Source organism: Fuscibacter oryzae (assembly GCF_016765795.1).
Lineage (GTDB): Bacteria > Pseudomonadota > Alphaproteobacteria > Rhodobacterales > Rhodobacteraceae > Fuscibacter > Fuscibacter oryzae.
Genome location: NZ_JAESVP010000005.1, coordinates 401739 through 420107, shown reverse-complemented (window position 1 = coordinate 420107; position 18369 = coordinate 401739). Strand labels below are relative to the sequence as shown.

General features: G+C 64.1%; 16 protein-coding genes. 14 read left to right on the top strand and 2 right to left on the bottom strand.

What is annotated here, in order from left to right; translation table 11 throughout:
• Positions 1-38 precede the first annotated feature (38 nt).
• The 11 genes from iolG to JI744_RS12540 all read left to right on the top strand — a co-directional run bounded on the left by iolG (position 39) and on the right by JI744_RS12540 (position 11691).
• A complete protein-coding gene (gene iolG, locus JI744_RS12590; RefSeq protein ID WP_202661460.1) occupies positions 39-1046 on the top strand; it encodes an inositol 2-dehydrogenase in 1008 nt (335 codons plus the stop codon).
• Complete coding sequence (locus tag JI744_RS12585; protein ID WP_202661459.1) at positions 1046-2485, top strand: NAD-dependent succinate-semialdehyde dehydrogenase; 1440 nt, start codon at positions 1046-1048, stop codon at positions 2483-2485. The genes iolG and JI744_RS12585 overlap by 1 nt, the downstream gene beginning before the upstream one ends.
• The gene (locus JI744_RS12580) at positions 2482-3291 is read left to right on the top strand and encodes an HpcH/HpaI aldolase family protein (RefSeq protein WP_202661458.1); all 810 of its coding nucleotides are present in this window, start codon (positions 2482-2484) and stop codon (positions 3289-3291) included. The genes JI744_RS12585 and JI744_RS12580 overlap by 4 nt, the downstream gene beginning before the upstream one ends.
• Positions 3291-4268, top strand: a complete 978-nt coding sequence (locus JI744_RS12575) for a hydroxyacid dehydrogenase (RefSeq protein WP_202661457.1) — start codon at positions 3291-3293, stop codon at positions 4266-4268. Before JI744_RS12580 ends, JI744_RS12575 begins: the two co-directional genes overlap by 1 nt.
• Positions 4265-5383: a Gfo/Idh/MocA family protein gene (locus tag JI744_RS12570; protein WP_202661456.1), complete on the top strand. Its 1119-nt coding sequence runs from the start codon at positions 4265-4267 to the stop codon at positions 5381-5383. Before JI744_RS12575 ends, JI744_RS12570 begins: the two co-directional genes overlap by 4 nt.
• Entirely contained in the window at positions 5380-6354 is a 975-nt protein-coding gene (locus JI744_RS12565; RefSeq protein ID WP_202661455.1) for a Gfo/Idh/MocA family protein, read from the top strand. Before JI744_RS12570 ends, JI744_RS12565 begins: the two co-directional genes overlap by 4 nt.
• A 27-nt stretch (positions 6355-6381) precedes the next feature.
• On the top strand, positions 6382-7206 hold the full coding sequence (locus tag JI744_RS12560; RefSeq protein WP_202661454.1) for a TIM barrel protein: 825 nt from the start codon (positions 6382-6384) through the stop codon (positions 7204-7206).
• Between the two features lie 187 nt (positions 7207-7393).
• Complete coding sequence (gene xylF / locus JI744_RS12555) at positions 7394-8416, top strand: D-xylose ABC transporter substrate-binding protein (protein WP_202661453.1); 1023 nt, start codon at positions 7394-7396, stop codon at positions 8414-8416.
• Positions 8417-8514: 98 nt separating this feature from the next.
• Positions 8515-9816 (top strand): sugar ABC transporter permease, encoded by a 1302-nt coding sequence (locus tag JI744_RS12550; RefSeq protein WP_202661452.1) that lies wholly within the window; start codon positions 8515-8517, stop codon positions 9814-9816.
• The gene (locus JI744_RS12545) at positions 9813-10574 is read left to right on the top strand and encodes an ATP-binding cassette domain-containing protein (RefSeq protein ID WP_202661451.1); all 762 of its coding nucleotides are present in this window, start codon (positions 9813-9815) and stop codon (positions 10572-10574) included. The genes JI744_RS12550 and JI744_RS12545 overlap by 4 nt, the downstream gene beginning before the upstream one ends.
• Positions 10575-10620: 46 nt before the next feature.
• Entirely contained in the window at positions 10621-11691 is a 1071-nt protein-coding gene (locus tag JI744_RS12540; protein ID WP_202661450.1) for a Gfo/Idh/MocA family protein, read from the top strand.
• A 27-nt stretch (positions 11692-11718) separates the two neighbouring features.
• Here JI744_RS12540 and meaB read toward each other — a convergent pair whose 3' ends face one another.
• Positions 11719-12699 carry a methylmalonyl Co-A mutase-associated GTPase MeaB gene (gene meaB / locus JI744_RS12535; RefSeq protein WP_202661449.1) on the bottom strand — a complete coding sequence of 327 codons (981 nt, stop codon included), beginning with the start codon at positions 12697-12699 and terminating at the stop codon, positions 11719-11721.
• 55 nt (positions 12700-12754) lie between these two features.
• On the opposite strand from meaB, the gene JI744_RS12530 reads away from it, so the two are divergent.
• Positions 12755-13462: a DUF3108 domain-containing protein gene (locus JI744_RS12530; RefSeq protein ID WP_202661448.1), complete on the top strand. Its 708-nt coding sequence runs from the start codon at positions 12755-12757 to the stop codon at positions 13460-13462.
• 6 nt (positions 13463-13468) lie between these two features.
• Positions 13469-15904, top strand: a complete 2436-nt coding sequence (gene hrpB / locus JI744_RS12525) for an ATP-dependent helicase HrpB (protein ID WP_202661447.1) — start codon at positions 13469-13471, stop codon at positions 15902-15904.
• A 167-nt stretch (positions 15905-16071) separates the two neighbouring features.
• Here hrpB and JI744_RS12520 read toward each other — a convergent pair whose 3' ends face one another.
• Complete coding sequence (locus JI744_RS12520; protein WP_202661446.1) at positions 16072-17310, bottom strand: urate hydroxylase PuuD; 1239 nt, start codon at positions 17308-17310, stop codon at positions 16072-16074.
• A gap of 102 nt (positions 17311-17412) precedes the next feature.
• Here JI744_RS12520 and JI744_RS12515 point away from each other — a divergent pair, with 102 nt between their 5' ends.
• Positions 17413-18369 carry a LysR family transcriptional regulator gene (locus JI744_RS12515; RefSeq protein ID WP_202661445.1) on the top strand — a complete coding sequence of 319 codons (957 nt, stop codon included), beginning with the start codon at positions 17413-17415 and terminating at the stop codon, positions 18367-18369.

Below are 18369 nucleotides of genomic sequence, written 5' to 3'. Positions count from 1 at the left end.
GCAATGATTATTGCATTGACTGAATCGGGAGGACTCTGATGATCCGGATCGCTGTGCTCGGCTGCGGGCGCATTGGCGTGATGCACGCCAACAACATTGCTGCGCATCCACGCGCCGCCCTTGCCGGGGTGTTCGACATCCATGCCCCTGCCGCGGCAACGGTCTCTGCGAAAACGGGCGCGCCGGTCTTCGCTTCTGCCGAGGCGGCTTTCACGTCGCCAGACGTTGATGCCGTGCTGATCGCAACCGCGACCGACACCCATGCCGATCTGTTGGAAATGGCGGTTGCCGCGGGCAAACCCGTGCTGTGCGAAAAGCCGATTGATCTGAGCCTTGATCGCGTGAACCGCTGTGCAGCGGTCATTGCAGGCTCTTCGGTGCCGATCCAGCTTGGGTTCGTGCGCCGGTTTGATCCCGGCCATGCCGCCGTGCGCAGGGCTATCGAGGCGGGCGACATTGGCGACTTGCATCAGGTTGTCATCACCTCGCGCGATCCCGGAATGCCGCCCCCGGCCTATACCGCCGTTTCGGGCGGAATTCTGCGCGACATGACGATCCATGATCTGGACATGGCGCGCTTTATTCTGGGCGAAGAGGTGACCGAGGTGTTCGCCACCGGCTCGCGGTTGGTTGATCCGGCGCTGATGGACAAGCTGGGCGATTACGACACCGTGACCGTTGTGCTGAAAACGGCAAGCGGCAAGCAGGCGATCATCAACAACTCTCGTCAGGCGGTCTATGGCTATGACCAGCGGGTCGAGGCGTTGGGCACCAAGGGAATGGCGCTGTCGGAAAACCGCCGCCCGCATCAGATGAGCCTGCACACGGCCGAGTTTACAGACCGGGCAGAGCCGCTGCTGAACTTTTTCATCGAACGCTATCGCGAGGCGTTTGATGCCGAGATTTCCGCCTTTGTCGAGGCGGTCGAGGCCGGTCGCGCGCCCTCGGTCGGGTTCGAGGACGGCCGGCTTGCGCTGGTTCTGGCAGAGGCGGCGCTGAAATCCATCGCCGAGGCGCGTGTTATCGCCGTCAAGGAGATCGTCTGATGTATTCCCGCTTTGGCCTGTTCATCGATGGCGCTTGGCGTCCAAGTGCTGATGGTGAGACGGCGCCGGTTTTCAGCCCGGTGACCGAACAATCGCTGGGGGATTGCCCGGTTGCGTCTGTGGCAGATACCCAGGCGGCGCTGGCTGCTGCCGAAGCGGGCTTTGCGGCTTGGCGGGCCACCCCGGCCTTTGACCGGGCCGACGCGCTGCACCGTGTCGCGGATGAGATGATCCGCCGTACGGATGAGGCGGCCCGGATGATTTCAACCGAGACCGGCAAGCCCATTGCGCAGGCGGCGCGGGAATGGGCGCTCAGCATCGACCAGTTCCGCTGGTACGCCGAAGAGGCCCGGCGCATCTATGGCCGTATCGTCGAATCCCGCGTGCCGGGCGGGCGGTTTGAGGTTCACCACGAACCCGTGGGAATTGTCGCCGCCTTCACGGCGTGGAATTTTCCCGCAGCCCTGATTGCGCGCAAGGTCGCGCCAGCGCTGGCTGCGGGCTGTTCCATCATCGTCCGCCCCTCCTCTCAGACTCCCGGTGTGGCGATGGTGATGGTTGACTGTGTTCGGGCGGGCGGATTGCCCCCCGGCACAGTCAACCTGGTTATCGGGCCGACGGCGGCAACCTATGCGCCGCTGATGGCCGACAAGCGTGTGCGCAAGGTGTCGCTGACCGGATCAACGCGGGTTGGTCAGCAGATGATCCGCGACGCGGCGACGACGCTGAAAAAAGTGTCGATGGAACTGGGCGGCAATGCCCCGGTGATCATCTATGACGATGCCGATCTGGAGGCGGCGCTGAACGTGGCCGTTCCGACCAAGTTCGCCAATGCCGGGCAGGTTTGCGTGACGGGCGACAGGTTTTATGTGCATGACAGCCTGCATGATGCCTTTGTGGATGGGTTCGTGACGCGGGCCCGCTCCATCAAACTGGGCGACGGGCTGGACCCGGCCACGGGGATGGGGCCGCTGATCAACGGCGGCCGTCTGGCCGAGATGGAAAAGATCGTGGCCGGTGCCGTTGCGGCCGGGGCAAAGGTTGCCACGGGTGGCGCACGCGCGGCAGGCTTTAACGCGGGTCATTTCTTTGCGCCGACGGTGCTGACCGGATGCACCGACGACATGGCCGTGATGGCCGAGGAAAACTTTGGCCCCATCGCCGCGATCACCCGCTTTGGGTCCGAGGACGAGGTGCTGGCCCGCGCCAATGCCAGCGACATGGGGCTGTCGGCCTATGCGTTCACGCAATCGCCCGCCCGCGCGCGGCGAACCGTTGCGGTGCTGAAAGCGGGGATGGTCGGCATCAACTCTTTCGCCATGGCGGCGTCCGAGGCCCCCTTTGGCGGCACCAACCATTCCGGCATGGGCCGTGAGGGCGGAACCGAGGGCATCCGCGATTACCTTGATGTGAAATCCAGCCAGATGGTGTGGGCATGATTGCGAACAAGCTCAAATCGCTGTGGGCCGCGGGCAAGCCCACGATCAACGGCTGGTGCAGCATCGGCAACCCGTTCACCGCCGAAATCATGGCGGCGCAGGGGTTTGACAGCATCACCATCGACATGCAGCACGGCGCGCTGGATTATTCTGCCCTCTTGCCGATGTTTCAGGCGATGCGGGCCAGCGGGGTCACGCTGATGGCCCGCGTGCCGTGGAACGAGCCGGGTATCATCATGAAGGCGCTGGATGCCGGGGCCTATGGCATCATCTGCCCGATGGTGAACACCGCCGAGGATGCCGCCCGCTTTGTCAGCTATCTGCGCTATCCGCCCCATGGCCAGCGCAGCTTTGGCCCCACGCGCGTGTCATTCGCGGCAGGGGCGAATTACGCGGGCGAGGCGAATGACAACATCCTGGCCTTTGCGATGATCGAAACCGCCGAAGGCATGGCCAACCTTGATGCCATTGCCGCAACGCCGGGGCTGGACGGGATTTATGTCGGCCCCGCCGACCTGACCCTTTCGCTGACCCAAGGGCGGCTGGCCCCCGGTTTTGACCGGGAGGAGCCAGAGATGATTGCCGCCCTGCAAACCATTCTGGCCGCCTGCAAGAAGAACGGTCTCCGCGCCGCCCTGCATTGCGGAGCGCCCGACTATGCCGCGCGGGCCATCGGCTGGGGTTTTGACATGACGACGGTCGGCGGGGATTCGCGGTTCCTTGCGGCGGCGGCGGGGGCGGCTGTGGCGGGGTTCCGCAAGCTGACCGAGGGCCAGTTCGTCAAAACCGAGAAGGGGGCCTATTGATGCCGCATCTTCTGATTGCCGGAAAGCTGCATCCATCGGGTCTTGCCCTGCTGCGGCAGGCCCCGAACCTGACCTTCGATTATGTCGAGGACATTTCAGAGGCCTCTTATCAAGCCCATCTGCCCAAGGCTGATGCCATGGTCATCCGCACCCAGCCGCTGGGTGTCGCCTCTGTCGCCAAAGCGCCCGGCCTGAAAATCGTGTCGCGGCATGGGGTGGGGTATGATGCGGTGGATATGGGTGCGTTGACGGCGCGGGGCATTCCGCTGTGCATCGTCGGCGATGTGAACTCTGCCGGGGTGGCTGAACATGCCATGATGCTGATCCTTGCGGCAACGCACAGGCTGATTGCGGCAGACCGGGCCACACGGGCAGGGGACTGGGGCTGGCGCAACGGTTTGCAGACCCAAGAGGTTGCGGGCAAGCGGCTGCTGATCGTGGGCTTTGGCCGGATCGGACGACATCTGGCCAGCATGGCCCGTGCGTTCGGAATGGAGGTTCACGCCCATGATCCCTTTATTTCCGAAGACGCCTGGCCAGATATTGCCATCCGCGTGGGCGATCTTGGGCAGGCGCTTGCCCTTGCGGACGCCGTTTCGCTGCATCTGCCGCGCGCCGATCATGCCATTCTGGGGGCTGCGGAACTGGCAGGCATGAAGCCCACCGCCGTGATCGTCAACACCGCCCGGGGCGGGCTGGTTGACGAAAAGGCGCTGGCCGACGCCCTGCGCGATGGCCGAGTCGGCGGGGCCGGGATCGAGGTGTTTTCTGACGAGCCACCGGGCACGGACCACCCGCTCTTCGGCCTCGACCGGGCGGTTCTCACGCCCCACAACGCCGCCCTTACGGTGGAATGTGCTGAACGCATGGCCATTGCCTCGGTGCAGAACGTGCTGGATTTCTTTGCCGGTCGTCTTGACCCGGCGCTTATCGTCAACGGGGCTGCCTTGGGTGGCATGAAGGAATTTGTGAAATGACAAAACCGAAGCTTCGCATCGGCCTGATCGGCACCGGCTTTATGGGCAAGGCCCATGTGTTCGGCTTTGCCTCGGCACCCCGCGTGTTCGACCTTCCCTATGATCTGGAACTGCACACCGTGGCCGATATCACGGTGGATGCGGCCAACCGGGCGGCGGCGGCCTTTGGTTTTGCTCATGCCACGGCGGATTGGCGGCGCATCATCGACAACCCGGAAATCGACGTGGTGGACATTACCGCGCCGAATGCGCTGCACAAGGAAATGGCCTTGGCCGCGATCCGGGCGGGCAAGCATGTCTATTGCGAAAAGCCGCTCGCGCCGCTGGCGCAGGATGCCTATGAGATGGCGCTGGCCGCAGAGGCGGCGGGCGTGAAAACCCAAGTTGGGTTCAACTATCTGTGCAACCCGATGATGACCCTTGCGCGCGAGATGATTGCGGCGGGCGAACTGGGCGAAATCCGCGGCTATCGCGGCATTCATTGCGAAGATTACATGGCAGATCCGGCCGGGGTCTTTACCTTCCGCCATGATCCGGCAGGGGGCGGCGCGCTGGCCGACATCGGCAGCCACGCGCTGGCAACGGCCGAACATCTGTGCGGTCCGATCACCCGGGTGATGGGCGATTGTGTGACCATGATCGGCGAACGCCCCGACGGCAAGGGCGGCACCCGCAAGGTCGAGGTCGATGACGTAGGCCGCGCCTTCCTGCGGTTTGAAAATGGCGCGACGGGCAGCATAGAAGGCAACTGGATCGCCACGGGCCGCAAGATGCAGCACGACTTTGAAATTTACGGCACCAAGGGCGCGTTGGCCTTTAGCCAAGAGCATTTCAACGTGCTGCATTTCTTCAGCACCGCCGACGCCAAGGGGCGGCAGGGCTTTCGCCGGATTGAGGCCAGCCCAGACCACGCCCCCTATGGCCTGTTCTGCGTCGCTCCGGGCCACCAGCTTGGCTTTAACGACCTGAAGGCCATCGAAGTGGCGGGCTATGTGGCTGCCATCGCTGGCAAGGGGCCGGAACCGTTCAACTTTCGCAAAGGGCTGCGCATCCAGACACTGGTTGAGACGATTCAGACCTCCTCGCGCGAACAGCGGTGGATTGATGTGAAATGACGCTTGCGGTCGGGGTCATCGGTCTGGGTGTGATGGGGGCCGAACATCTGCGCCTGCTGCGCGAGGAAACGGCAGGCGCAACGGTCACCGCGATATGCGATGCCGATGGTGAACGGGCCGGGCGGCTGGCACAGGGCGCGGCGGTTTTTGCCGACCCGCTGGCGCTGATTGCGTCGGACCGGGTTCAGGCGGTGGTCATCGCCTCGCCCGATGCCACACATGCCGGGCTGGCGCTGGCCTGCCTTGCGCAGGGCAAGCCCGCGCTGTGCGAAAAACCCCTTGCGGCAACCACCGCCGAGTCCTTGCGGATTGTAGAGGCCGAGGTCGCGCTGGGCCGCAGGCTTTTGCAGATCGGTTATATGCGCCGCTTTGATCCGGCCTATGTCGAGATGAAGCACGCGGCGGATGCGGGTATGATTGGCGACCCCGTCCTGTTGCACAACGTGCATCGCAACGCCGCAGCGCCAGATTGGTTCACCGGCCCGATGGCGGTGACGAACTCTTTCGTACACGAGATTGACATCAGCCGCTGGTTGCTAGGCGCAGACCCGGTGACGGCCACCGTGCATACCGCGCCGGGGGGCGACCCGCTGTTGATCACGATGGAGACGGACAAGGGACAGTTGGTCTCGACCGAAGTTTTCATGAATGCGCGCTATGGCTATCACGTTCATGCCCAGCTTGTCGGGCGGGCGGGCACGGTGCAGATGGCGCAGCCTGCGGTGACGCTGACGAACGGCAGCTTGCATCATGGCCATACCTATCCCGAAAACTGGGTGCCGCGCTTTCGCGACGCTTACCGCATCCAGATGAATGACTGGGTACGGTCGGTCGCAAGCGGCAAGGCGGCAGGGGCCTCGGCCTGGGACGGTTATGTTGCAACGGTTGTTGCAGAGCAGGTTGTCTCCGCATTGCAGGGCGCCGCCAGGGTCAACCTATCCCTTGGCGCGCGCCCCGATCTTTATGCCTGACCCGGGCACTCTTTCAAGGAAACCATCATGCCCTTCCGCTTTGCCCTGAACCGAACCTGCGCGCCGCAGCTTTCCCTGGCCGATTTCATCGCGCTTGCCGTGGCATCCGGCGCAAAGGCGGTGGAAATCCGCAACGACATCGAAGGGCACGAATGTGCCGATGGCACCCCCGCGCCCGAGGTGAAGTCGCGGCTGGAGGCGGCGGGTCTGGCCGTTGCATCGGTGAATGCGCTGCAACGGTTCAACGACTGGACGCCAGAGCGCGCGCGTCAGGCAGAGGTGATCATTTCCTATGCCGCTGCGCTGGGCGCGCCGGGGGTGGTTCTGTGCCCCGTGCATACCGAAGGTCACGGCTGGTCCGACGCCGAAGCCGAGCGCAATTTGCGCGACGGCTTGAAAAACCTGCGCCCGATCCTGAAAGATCATGGGGTTACGGGCTATGTGGAACCCCTTGGAATGAAGGGGTCCACCATGAAGCGGCAGGAGATGGCCGTTGCGGCGGTGTCGGATGTCGATGGCTGGGATGCCTATCAGCTATGCTTTGACACGTTTCAGTTTTTCCGGTGCGGCGATGTGGCGCTGTTTCCCGACCGGATCGGGCTGGCCCATATCTCGGGCATCTCTCGCCCCGACCTGTTGCCTGCCGACCTGTCCGAGCCGGACCGTGGCCTGATCTTTATCGACGACCGCGTTGATAACATTGGACAACTGCGCCGCCTGATCGCTGCCGGATATTCGGGCTTTGTCTCGATGGAGCCGTTCAGCCCCGCCGTGCAGCAAGACCCGGACCTTCGGTCGCATCTGCGGGCGAGCTTTGAATATCTGGCGGCTCTGCTGCCGATATCGGCCTGACAGGCGCCCTGTCACGCGGCAGCGCCCCCCGCAATGCCGGGGGGATTGCTGCAACGCGTTGCAGTGATTATTGCAAAGAAAATTGTCAAAAACAAAATTTGACAAAGTTTTTTAAACCGCATTTTATGCCAGCAGGCGGCAGTCGCCAGCCGGCCAGAGGGCCGGTGATTCCATGGGAGGAATACGAATGAAAAAGACCCTGTTGCTTGCTTCCGTCGCGGTGGCGAGCCTGACCTCTGCTGCTTCGGCTGCGGATATGAAAGTTTGCGTTAGCTGGTCGAACTTTCGCGAAGAGCGCTGGAAAACCGACGAGGCCGCGATCAAGGGCGCTTTGGATGCGGCGGGTGCGGAATATATTTCGGCGGATGCGCAGACCTCTGCCACCAAACAGCTTGCCGATATCGAAGGCATGATCACCCAAGGCTGCTCGGCGCTGATCATTCTGGCACAGGACTCGGCCTCTATCGGGCCGGCGCTGGATGCAGCGCAGGACGCCGGTATCCCTGTGGTCGGCTATGACCGCATGATCGAAGACCCCCGCGCCTTTTACCTGACCTTCGACAATGTCGAAGTGGGCCGGATGCAGGCGCGCGAAGTGCTGAAGGCGATGCCGAAGGGCCGCTATGTCATGATCAAGGGCTCGCCCGTCGATCCGAACGCTGACTTCCTGCGCGGCGGTCAGCAAGAGGTTCTTCAGGCCGCAATCGATGCCGGTGACGTCACCATCGTCGGCGAGGCCTATACCGAAGACTGGCAGCCCGCGAACGCCCAGAAGAACATGGAGCAGATCCTGACTGAGACGAACAACGGTGTTGACGCCGTGGTCGCCTCGAACGACGGCACGGCCGGGGGCGTGGTTGCAGCACTGACCGCACAAGGCATGGCCGGTATTCCGGTTTCGGGGCAGGACGGCGACATGGCCGCACTGAACCGCGTCGCCTTGGGCACGCAGACGGTATCGGTGTGGAAAGATAGCCGCGCGCTTGGCAAGGCCGCTGGCGAGATTGCTGTGGCGCTGGCCTCGGGCACGGCGATGGACAAGGTTGAAGGGTCGGCCATGTTCAAGTCGCCCGGCGGCAAAGAGCTGAACTCGGTTCTGTTGAAACCGGTTCCGATCACCAAGGACAACCTCAATGTGGTTCTTGAGGCGGGCTGGATCACCAAGGAAACGCTGTGCGCTGGCGTCTCTGGCGTCGAGGTCTGCAAGTAACAAGACCGGGCTGAAGGCCGTGGCGTCCCGGATCACCGGGGCGCCACGCAAACTGGACGGGCAGTCCCATGCGCTGGCCCGAGGGGAGGGAGAACAACATGACAGATACCGGGCAGGCCGTCGCCGCACCCGCGCCAAAGCGCAGCATCATCGACACGCTGGAACTGGATGTCCGGCTTTTGGGGATGCTGGTCGCCTTTGCCGCGATTGCCATCGTATTCACCATCTGGACGGGCGGCACCTTCGTCAGTCCGCGCAACGTCTTTAACATTTCGGTTCAGGCAGTTCCTGTGGCCGTCATGGCCTGCGGCATGGTCTTTGTGATCGTGGCCCGCCATATCGACCTTTCGGTCGGCTCCATGCTGGCGATGTGTTCCGCCGTGATGGCGATGAGCCAGGCCTATTGGCTGCCATCGGCGCTGGGCCTTGAATACGGCAGCCCCGTCATTCTGGTGGTCACGATCCTGATCGGCTTTGCTGTCGGCACCGGAATGGGCGCGCTGACCGGCTGGCTGGTTGGCTATCAGACCATCCCCTCCTTTATCGTGACGCTGGGCGGCCTGTTCGTCTGGCGCAACATCAACTGGTACACGACGAACGGTCAGTCGGTTTCCCTGACCGACCCCAACCTGCTGATGTTCGGCGGCACCGAAGGCGTGCTGGGCGCGCCGATCAGCATGACGCTTGGCGCGCTGGCTGCGGCGGCTGCGGTCTTTGCGCTCTATTCAGCCCGCAAGAACAAGTTGAGCCATGGCTTTGTGGTCAAACCGGCGTGGGCTGAGGGCGCGATGATGGGGATCGTTGCCGGGGCCATCCTGCTGTTTGTGACATGGCTGTCGCGCTATCCGGTGCCGGAGGCCAAGCTGAAGCGGCTGTTTCAGGCCCGCGGCGAGGTGATGCCAGAGGGCTATACCGCGATGCACGGCCTGCCGATTTCGGTCATCATCCTGATCGTGGTCGCGGTGAGCATGACCCTGATCGCCCGCCGATCCCGCTTTGGCCGCTATATCTTTGCCACCGGAGGCAACCCGGATGCGGCTGAGTTGTCAGGCATCAACACCCGCGCCCTGACGGTCAAGATCTTTGCGCTGATGGGGTTCTTGTGCGCCCTTGCCGGGCTGATCGCACAGGCCCGCCTGCAAAGCCATGGCAATGACATCGGCATGCTGGAGGAACTGCGCGTCATCGCGGCGGCGGTGATCGGGGGAACGGCGCTGGCTGGCGGGGTGGGAACCATCTATGGCGCGGTCCTTGGCGCCCTGATCATGCAGTCGCTGCAATCGGGCATGGCCATGGTCGGCGTGGATACGCCCTTCCAGAACGTCGTCGTCGGGCTGGTCCTGGTGATCGCCGTCTGGGTTGACATCATCTATCGCAAGCGCATGGGGCTGGCAAAATGAGCAATGCAGGACGCACTCCGCTGGTCGAGATGCGCGACATCTCGATCTCTTTTGGCGGCATCAAGGCGGTGGATCATGTCTCGATCGACCTTTATCCCGGCGAGGTTGTCGGCCTCTTGGGCCACAACGGGGCAGGAAAATCGACGCTGATCAAGGTGCTTGCCGGGGCCTATCAGGCCGATCACGGTGAAGTCCTGATCAACGGCGAAAAGGCCGAGATCCGCAACCCGCGCGATGCCCGCGCCTATAACATCGAGACGATCTACCAGACGCTTGCGCTGGCCGACAATCTTGATGCGGGCGCGAACCTGTTTCTGGGCCGAGAGCTGATGTCGCGCGGTCTGGTCAATGACGCCAAGATGGAGGCCGAGACCCGCAAGATCATGGGGCGGCTGAACCCGAACTTTCGCAAGTTCAACGTGCCGGTAAAGGCGCTGTCGGGTGGTCAGCGCCAGTCGGTCGCCATTGCCCGCGCGGTCTATTTCAACGCCAAGATCCTGATCATGGACGAACCGACCGCCGCCCTTGGCCCGCATGAAACCCAGATGGTGGCAGAGCTTATTCAAGAGCTGAAGGCGCAGGGCCTTGGCATCTTCCTGATCGAGCATGACATCCACAACGTCATGAAGCTGTGTGATCGCGCCTCGGTCATGAAGAATGGCCAGCTTGTTGGCACCGTCAATGTGAACGAGGTGACCGATGATGACATTCTGGGAATGATCATCCTTGGCAAGAAACCGGCCCATCTGGCGGCCTGACAGATGCGCCTTCGGGCGCATCCCGCACATCTGACAAGGGTTTGCCATGATACGTTATGCTGTCGTCGGCGCGGGCTGGATTTCGCAAGAAGCCTTCATGCCTGCGGTTGCCCTGACCGGAAATTCGCGGATGCAGGCCATCGTGTCGGGCAGCCCCGAAGCGGCCCGCAAGCTGGCCGCATTTCACGGCGTGCCGGAAACCATTGGTTATGAAGGCTATGACGCCCTTTTGGCCAACGACCGGATCGATGCGGTCTACATCGCGCTGCCCAACTCGATGCACGCCGATTATGCCATTCGCGCGCTAAGGGCGGGCAAGCATGTGATGGTGGAAAAGCCGCTTGCCACCACGTTGCAGGAAAGCGAGGCGATGGTGGCCGCCGCACAGGAAAGCGGTGCCTTCCTGATGACGGCCTATCGGCTGCACAACGAACCCGGCACCCATGCCATGATAGAGGCGGTGCGGAGCGGCAAGATCGGCGATCCGGTCTATTTCGCCGCGACCTTCGGCTTTCAGTCGCAGCTTGGCAACCACCGGCTTAAGGCGGGGCACTGGGGCGGGGCGCTGCCCGATGTGGGCGTTTACTGTCTGAATGCCGCGCGGCACGTCTTTGCGGCAGAGCCGATTGCGGTGCAGGCCATGGCCAGCCGTCCCGCAAATGACCCCCGCTTTGCCGAGATTGACGCCAGCCTTGCCGTGACACTGCGGTTTCCCGGTGAACGGCTTGCGCAATTCTTCTGCTCTTTCGGCTCTGGCATGTCAGAATCGATCCGGGTTGTCGGGGCCACTGGCGAGCTGATCCTTGATCCGGCGTTCAAGTTTGAATCCGCCTTGCGGTTGACGATCCGCGCCGATGGCAAGGAAAAGACCACCGCCTTTGATCAGGTAGATCATTTCGCAGGCCAGATCGCCTATTTCTCGGAGTGTATCGCCGCAAAAACCCCTCCCGAAGCCGATGGAGAAGAGGGGCTGGCCGATATGCGCGCCCTGCTGGCGATAGACGAGGCCGCCAAAACCGGCGAGACGGTTCACCTTGCGCTGCACCCCTTCGGGGCCGGGATCGTGCCTGCGATGCGGCGTGCGTTTGCGCGGACAACGAAACGCCTGCTGCTGTAGCGCGCTGTTGGGGCCAAGGCGGGCCGGTCAGCCCGGTTTGCCCAGCAGGGCCAGCATCTCTGCCGCCGCCGCCTCTGGCGTGGTGGTCCCCTTGGCAACCCTGTTGCCAAGGTCTGCCATGATGCCCTTGGTCGGTTCGCGCAAAAGGGCTGCCAGAAGGCCATGGCGCACTTCGGCTTCAAACCAGTGGCGGGACTGGTCGGCACGGCGGGTGTCCCAGTGGCCATGACTGCGGCGCCAGTCGGCAAGGGTTTGCATCTGGGCCCATGCCTCGGCCAGACCGGCCTGCTCGACGGCGGAAACAGCCATCGCCTTGGGAAATCCTGCCGGGTCTTGCGGGCGTTTGCGCAACAGGTGCAGCGCGCCCGCGTAATCGGCCATGGTCCGCAGTGCGGCGGGTTTCAGGTCGCCATCCGCCTTGTTCACAAGGATCAGGTCGGCCATCTCCATGATGCCGCGCTTGACGCCCTGCAATTCATCGCCACCCGCAGGGGCCAGCAACAGCAGGAACAGGTCGCACATCTCGGCCACCATGGTTTCAGACTGGCCGACACCGACGGTTTCGACCAGCACCACGTCGAACCCGGCGGCTTCGCACAGCGCCACCGCCTCGCGGCTGCGCCGGGCGACACCGCCCATTTGCGCCTGGCTGGGCGAGGGGCGGATGAAGGCCATCGGATCGCGGCTAAGGTGTTCCATCCGCGTCTTGTCACCGAGGATTGACCCACCCGAGCGGGCCGAAGACGGATCGACCGCCAGCACGGCAACGCGCTTGCCCATGCCGGTCAGCATCAGGCCGAATGCCTCGATAAAGGTGGATTTTCCCACCCCCGGCGTGCCCGACAGGCCGATGCGCAGCGCCTGCCGCGCAGTGCCAAGCACCGACAGCAACTCTACCGCCTGTGCGCGGTGGTCGGGCCGACCGCTTTCCACCAGGGTGATGGCGCGGGCAAGGCTGCGGCGGTCACCCGCCTTGATGCCGTTTGCCAGTTCCGCCACCGTTGCCATCTGTGCCTCGTCATCACCGTTTTGCAAATCGGCTCCATCTAGCCGGAAGGACCGGGTGTTGACCAGTGGAGGCGGACAGGTGGGGTTGCGCGAAATTGTCCTTGCCCTGTGCTTGGTGGCAGGCGGCACGGCGAGGGCCGAGACCTTTGATTTTGACCTGACCTATGGTCCCTTGCGGGTCGGGCGGCTTACCTTGCAGGCAACGCAGGGAAAGGCTGGATATGAGGCGCGGCTGATGATCCGCAGCGCCGGGCTGGCAGGCGTGGTGCGGGCGGTGCGGTTCGAGGCAGCGGCGGTGGGGATGGCGGATCAGGGCTTGCAGCCGCAAAGCTATGCCGAAAGCGCCGATACTGGGCGGCGCGTTTCCACTGCCCGGCTGCGCTGGCAAGCGGATGGGGTGCAGGTTGTGGCCTATCGCGCCGATCCGGCCGAAGAGGTTGCGCCAGCGGTCGCGTCCGCAGGCGTACTGGACCCGGCCAGCGCCATTCTGCTGGTCCTGTCGGCGGTGCAGTGCGGGCAGCGCTTGCAGGTCTTTGACGGTCAGCGGCTGAGTTCGCTGGTGCTGGAGGCGACGCAGACCGGGCCTGAAGGGGTGGCCTGCACTGGTCGCTTTATCCGTGTCGATGGCTATCGCCCGCAAGACATGGACGAGAGGCGGCAGTTCGCGCTGCGCCTGACCTATGGGTCTGATGGCGTGGGCATGGCGCTGGCTGGGGCAGAGGTGCAGACGCTCTATGGAAAGGTGCGGCTGAAACGGCGATAAGGCGGCATGACCACCCTGCCGCGCCTGCCGATTGACGATGCCCTGCCTGCCCTGCGTGCCGCGCTGATGGCGCAGGGGCAGGCGGTGTTGCAGGCCCCGCCCGGCGCTGGCAAGACCACGCGGGTTCCGCTGGACATCCTGCCACTGGTTACGGGCCGCATCGTGATGCTGGAGCCGCGCCGGCTGGCGGCGCGGGCGGCGGCGGAACGGATGGCAGAGACCTTGGGCGAAGCGGTCGGCGAAACCGTGGGCTACCGCATTCGAGGCGAGGCGAAGGTATCGAAAACCACCCGGGTCGAGGTGGTGACCGAAGGCATCCTGACCCGGATGATCCAGTCCGACCCCGAACTCCGCGGCGTCGGCTGCGTGATCTTCGACGAATTCCACGAACGCAGCCTGAATGCCGATCTGGGCCTTGCGCTGACGCTGGAGATCCGTGGTGCGCTGCGCGACGATCTGATGCTGGTTGTGATGTCGGCCACGCTGGATGCGGCGCCCGTCGCGGCGCTTATGGGCGATGCGCCGCTGATCACCTCAGAAGGCCGGGCCTTTCCGGTTGAAACCCGCTGGCTGCCCCGTCCGGTTGACGCCTCGATGCGGTATGAGGCGGCCGTGGCGGCTCTGGTGCGGCAGGCGGTGGAAGACTGCCCTGAGGGCGGCGTTCTGGTGTTCCTGCCGGGTGAGGGTGAGATCCGCCGGGTAGAGGCGGCGCTGCGGCTGGGCGATGGCTTTGCGGTGCGCCCCCTGTTCGGCGCGATGGATTTTGCCGCACAACGCGCGGCGCTGGCCCCGGTGGCGGGGCGCAAGGTGGTGCTGGCGACCTCGATCGCGGAAACCTCGCTGACCTTGCCCGATATCCGGGTGGTTGTGGACGGTGGCCGGTCGCGCCGCGCGCGGTTCGATGCCGGGTCGGGCATGTCGCGACTGGTGACAGAACGGGTGACCAAGGCCGAGGCTGAACAGCGCCGGGGCCGCGCCGGCCGGGTGGCCGAAGGAGTCTGCTACCGGATGTGGACCAAGGGCGAGGAGGGTGGCCTGCACCCCTTCCCCCCGGCCGAGATCGAAAGCGCCGATCTGACCGGGCTGGCGCTGGAACTGGCGCTGTGGGGCGATGACCGGCTGCCGTTTCTGACGCCCCCCAACCCCGGCGTTCTGGCCGAGGCGCATAGTCTGCTGGAAGGTCTGGGCGCGCTCGACGCGGGCCGCATCACCGATCACGGCCGGAAACTGGCCGCCCTGCCGCTGCATCCGCGCCTTGGACATATGCTGGCGGTGGCCGGGGCCGACGCGGCCCCCTTGGCTGCGCTGATGGCTGAACGCGATCCGATCCGGGGGGCACCGCCCGACCTTGCGCTGCGGCTCAAGGCGGTCACTGACCCCAAGGGATATGAGCGGGACCACCCCTGGCCCCTGTCGCGCCCGGTGGTTGAGCGGATTAGGGATGAGGCCCGGCGGCTGGCGCGTGGGGCTGGCACGGGCGCAGGATATAGCCTTGGGCAGATGGCGGCCCTCGCCTATCCCGACCGGGTGGGCCTGCGCCGCAAGGGCGATGCGCCGCGGTGGCTGCTGTCCGGTGGCAAAGGCGCTGCAATGGAGGCCGGAACGCCGCTTGTCGGTGCGCGCCTGATCGTGGCAACCGATCTCGACGGCGACGCGCGCGAGGCGACCGTGCGGCAGGCGGTGGCGATTTCCGAGGCCGAACTGCGCGCGGTGCATGGCGCCCATATCCACTGGCGCGATGTGGTGGAATGGTCGCGGCGCGAGGGCAGGGTGGTGGCGCGGCGGCAGGAAATGTTCGGCGCGATTGCGCTGGATGACCGGCCGCTGACCGATGCCGAACCGCAGGCGCTGGCGCGTGCGGCGCTGGACGGGCTGCGCCAGATCGGTCTGCCGTGGACGCATTCTGCCCGCCGCCTATGCGCGCGGATCGAATTGGCGCGCGGCGGCGGGGATGCCTGGCCCGATTGCACCGATACCGCCCTGCTGGCGGGGCTGGAGGATTGGCTGCTGCCCCATCTGCGCCCGGTAAAGACCGAAGCCGACCTGCGTGCGCTGGACCTGACAGAGCCACTGAAGGCGCGGCTGTCATGGGAGCAACAGGTCGAACTTGACCGGCTGGTGCCCGCCCATTTCGAAACCCCACTGGGCCGCCGCGTGCCCATTGATTATGACGGCGAAAACCCCGGTATTGAATTGCGCCTGCAAGAAATGTTCGGCGTGACCACGCATCCCACCGTGGGCCGCAACCGCCTGCCGCTGCGTGTCACCCTGCTGTCACCGGGGCAAAAGCCCATTCAAGTGACGATGGATATTCCGAACTTCTGGCGCACGTCTTACGCTGATGTGCGCAAGGATATGCGCGGCCAGTACCCCCGCCACCCCTGGCCCGAAGACCCCACCGTGGCCGAGCCGACATTGCGGGCAAAGCCCCGTGGCACCTGACGGCAGCGGGGGTTTCACACCCCCGAGACCATTAGTCCTTGAACCAATGGCGAACACAATGGTCTCACCCCGTAGGATATTTATGCCAATGTGAACTGCGAAGACCCGCGCTTTCATACTGGCCCAAATATCCTCGAGGGTGCGGGGGCAAAACGCCCCCGCTGCCGTCAGATACCCGGCGCGCTGGCGGAGGCTGTTTCAAACCACCGGGCAATGGCGGCGCGCTCTGCCGGTTCCATGAAGCTGACATTGGCGGGCGGCATGGCGTGGGACAGTCCGGCTTGCAGATAGATGCGCGGGGCTTCGGCGGCGATCTGGGCGGGGGTTTCCAGAACGACATTCTTTGGTGGCCAGTGGATGCCGTCCCATCCCGGTTCGGCGGCATGGCACATTGAACAGCGGCCCTGCACGATGCCGACCACATCGTCGAACCCGGTGGCCGAGGCATAGCGCAGCGCGGTGGTGTTCATCGCGCCGTCGGTCTCGGGGCGGTGGCGCATTGCGGTGGTCGAAAGCCATGCCACCAGCAGGAACAGGATGGCAGTGGCGGCCCAGGTCCAGGTGGGGCTGCCTTTGCGGGCGTGGCGGGAGTTGAACCAGTGGCGGATGGTGACGCCCATCAGGAAGACAAGGCAGGCGATCAGCCAGTTATACTGGGTCGCGAAGATCAGCGGGTAGTGGTTCGACAGCATCAGGAACACCACCGGCAGCGTCAGATAGTTGTTATGCGTGCTGCGCTGCTTGGCAATTTTTCCATACTTCGGGTCGGGTGCGCGGCCTGCGATCAGGTCGGCGACCACGATTTTCTGGTTGGGGATGATGACCATGAACACATTGGCCGACATGATCGTGGCGGTGAACGCCCCCAGATGCAGCAGTGCGGCGCGGCCGGAAAAGACATGGGTATAAAACCACGCCATCCCCACCAGCACGCCAAACAGAGCCACCATCAATGCGGTCTGGTTGGCGTTCACGAAGACCCGGCACAGAGTGTTATAGGCCAGCCACCCGAACGCCAGCGAGGCGAGCGAAATCGCCACCGCCTGCCACACCGCCAGATCGGCCACGGTGGGGTCGACCAGATAAAGATCGGCCCCCAGATAATAGACCAGCACCAGCATGGCAAAGCCGGACAGCCAAGTGGCATAGCTTTCCCATTTGAACCAGACAAGGCCATCGGGCATCGACGCCGGGGCGACCAGATACTTCTGGATGTGATAGAATCCGCCGCCGTGGACCTGCCATTCCTCGCCATCCGCACCGGTGGCCAAGGCGCGGTCCCGGTGCAACCCAAGGTCCAGTGCCACGAAATAAAAGGACGACCCGATCCAGGCGATGGCCGTGATCACATGCAGCCAGCGCACCGCAAGCTCGACCGCTTCCCACAGCACAACCCAGTCATACATCGCGGCCTCCGTTTTGGCGCAACGCTATACCCGCGTCCACCTTTCTGTTAATCGTGCAAATCGCCGGATCACTTTCAAGCCATTCCAGCAAATAGGGGCCGCATGTCTTATGTGAATAACATCCGCATGTTCGTGCGTGTCTATGAATTGGGCTCTATGTCCGCTGCGGCGCGGGATCAGCGCACTTCGCCGGCGGTGTCTTCGGCGCGGATTTCGGAACTGGAAAAGCATCTGGGCGTGCGCCTGTTCAGCCGCACCACGCGCAGCCTGCAACCTACCGAGAACGGCCGCATTTTTTACGATGGCGCGAAAAAGGTGCTGGAGGCGATTGATGATGCCGAAGCGGCGGTGATGGATGTGACGCAGAACCCGCGCGGCACCATTCATGTCTCGGCCCCTTTGGGGATCGGGCGGCGGTTCATCGCGCCGCATGTGCCCGCCTTCAAGGACATCTATCCGCAGATCGATGTGCGCCTACGCCTGTCGGACCGCATCGTCGATGTCACGGCCGAGGGGCTGGATGTGGCCTTTCACCTTGGAATCCTTGACGATTCCACCCTGAAGGTCCGCCAGATCGCCGAATGTCCGCGTGTGCTGTGCGCCGCGCCTGCCTATATCGCACGGCGCGGCGACCCGGTGGACGGGGCGGCGCTGGTGGCCGACAGGCATGAGTGCCTGAACCTGCGCTTTCCGGGCGCCAAGGAATTTCAGTGGACGTTGCAAACCTCCGAAGGCCCTCGCCGCTTTGAAATCGGCGGTCCGTTTGAAAGCGATGATGGCGATGTGTTGACTGGCTGGGCGCTGGACGGGCGCGGCATCGTGATGAAGCCGATTTTCGAGGTGGCAGAATATCTGCGCGATGGTCGCCTTGTGCCGGTGGCCGAGGCGATGCCTCCGGTGCCGACCCAGCTTGCCTGTCTGTCGCAGCACCGACGTCTGAAAGACCCCAAGGTGCGGCTGTTCACCGATTTCATGGCAGCGCATGTCCGCGAAGAGATGCGCCGCGCGATGAAGGGGCTGGAGGGGCGGTTCGCCCCCTCGGCGGGACAGACAGGGTAA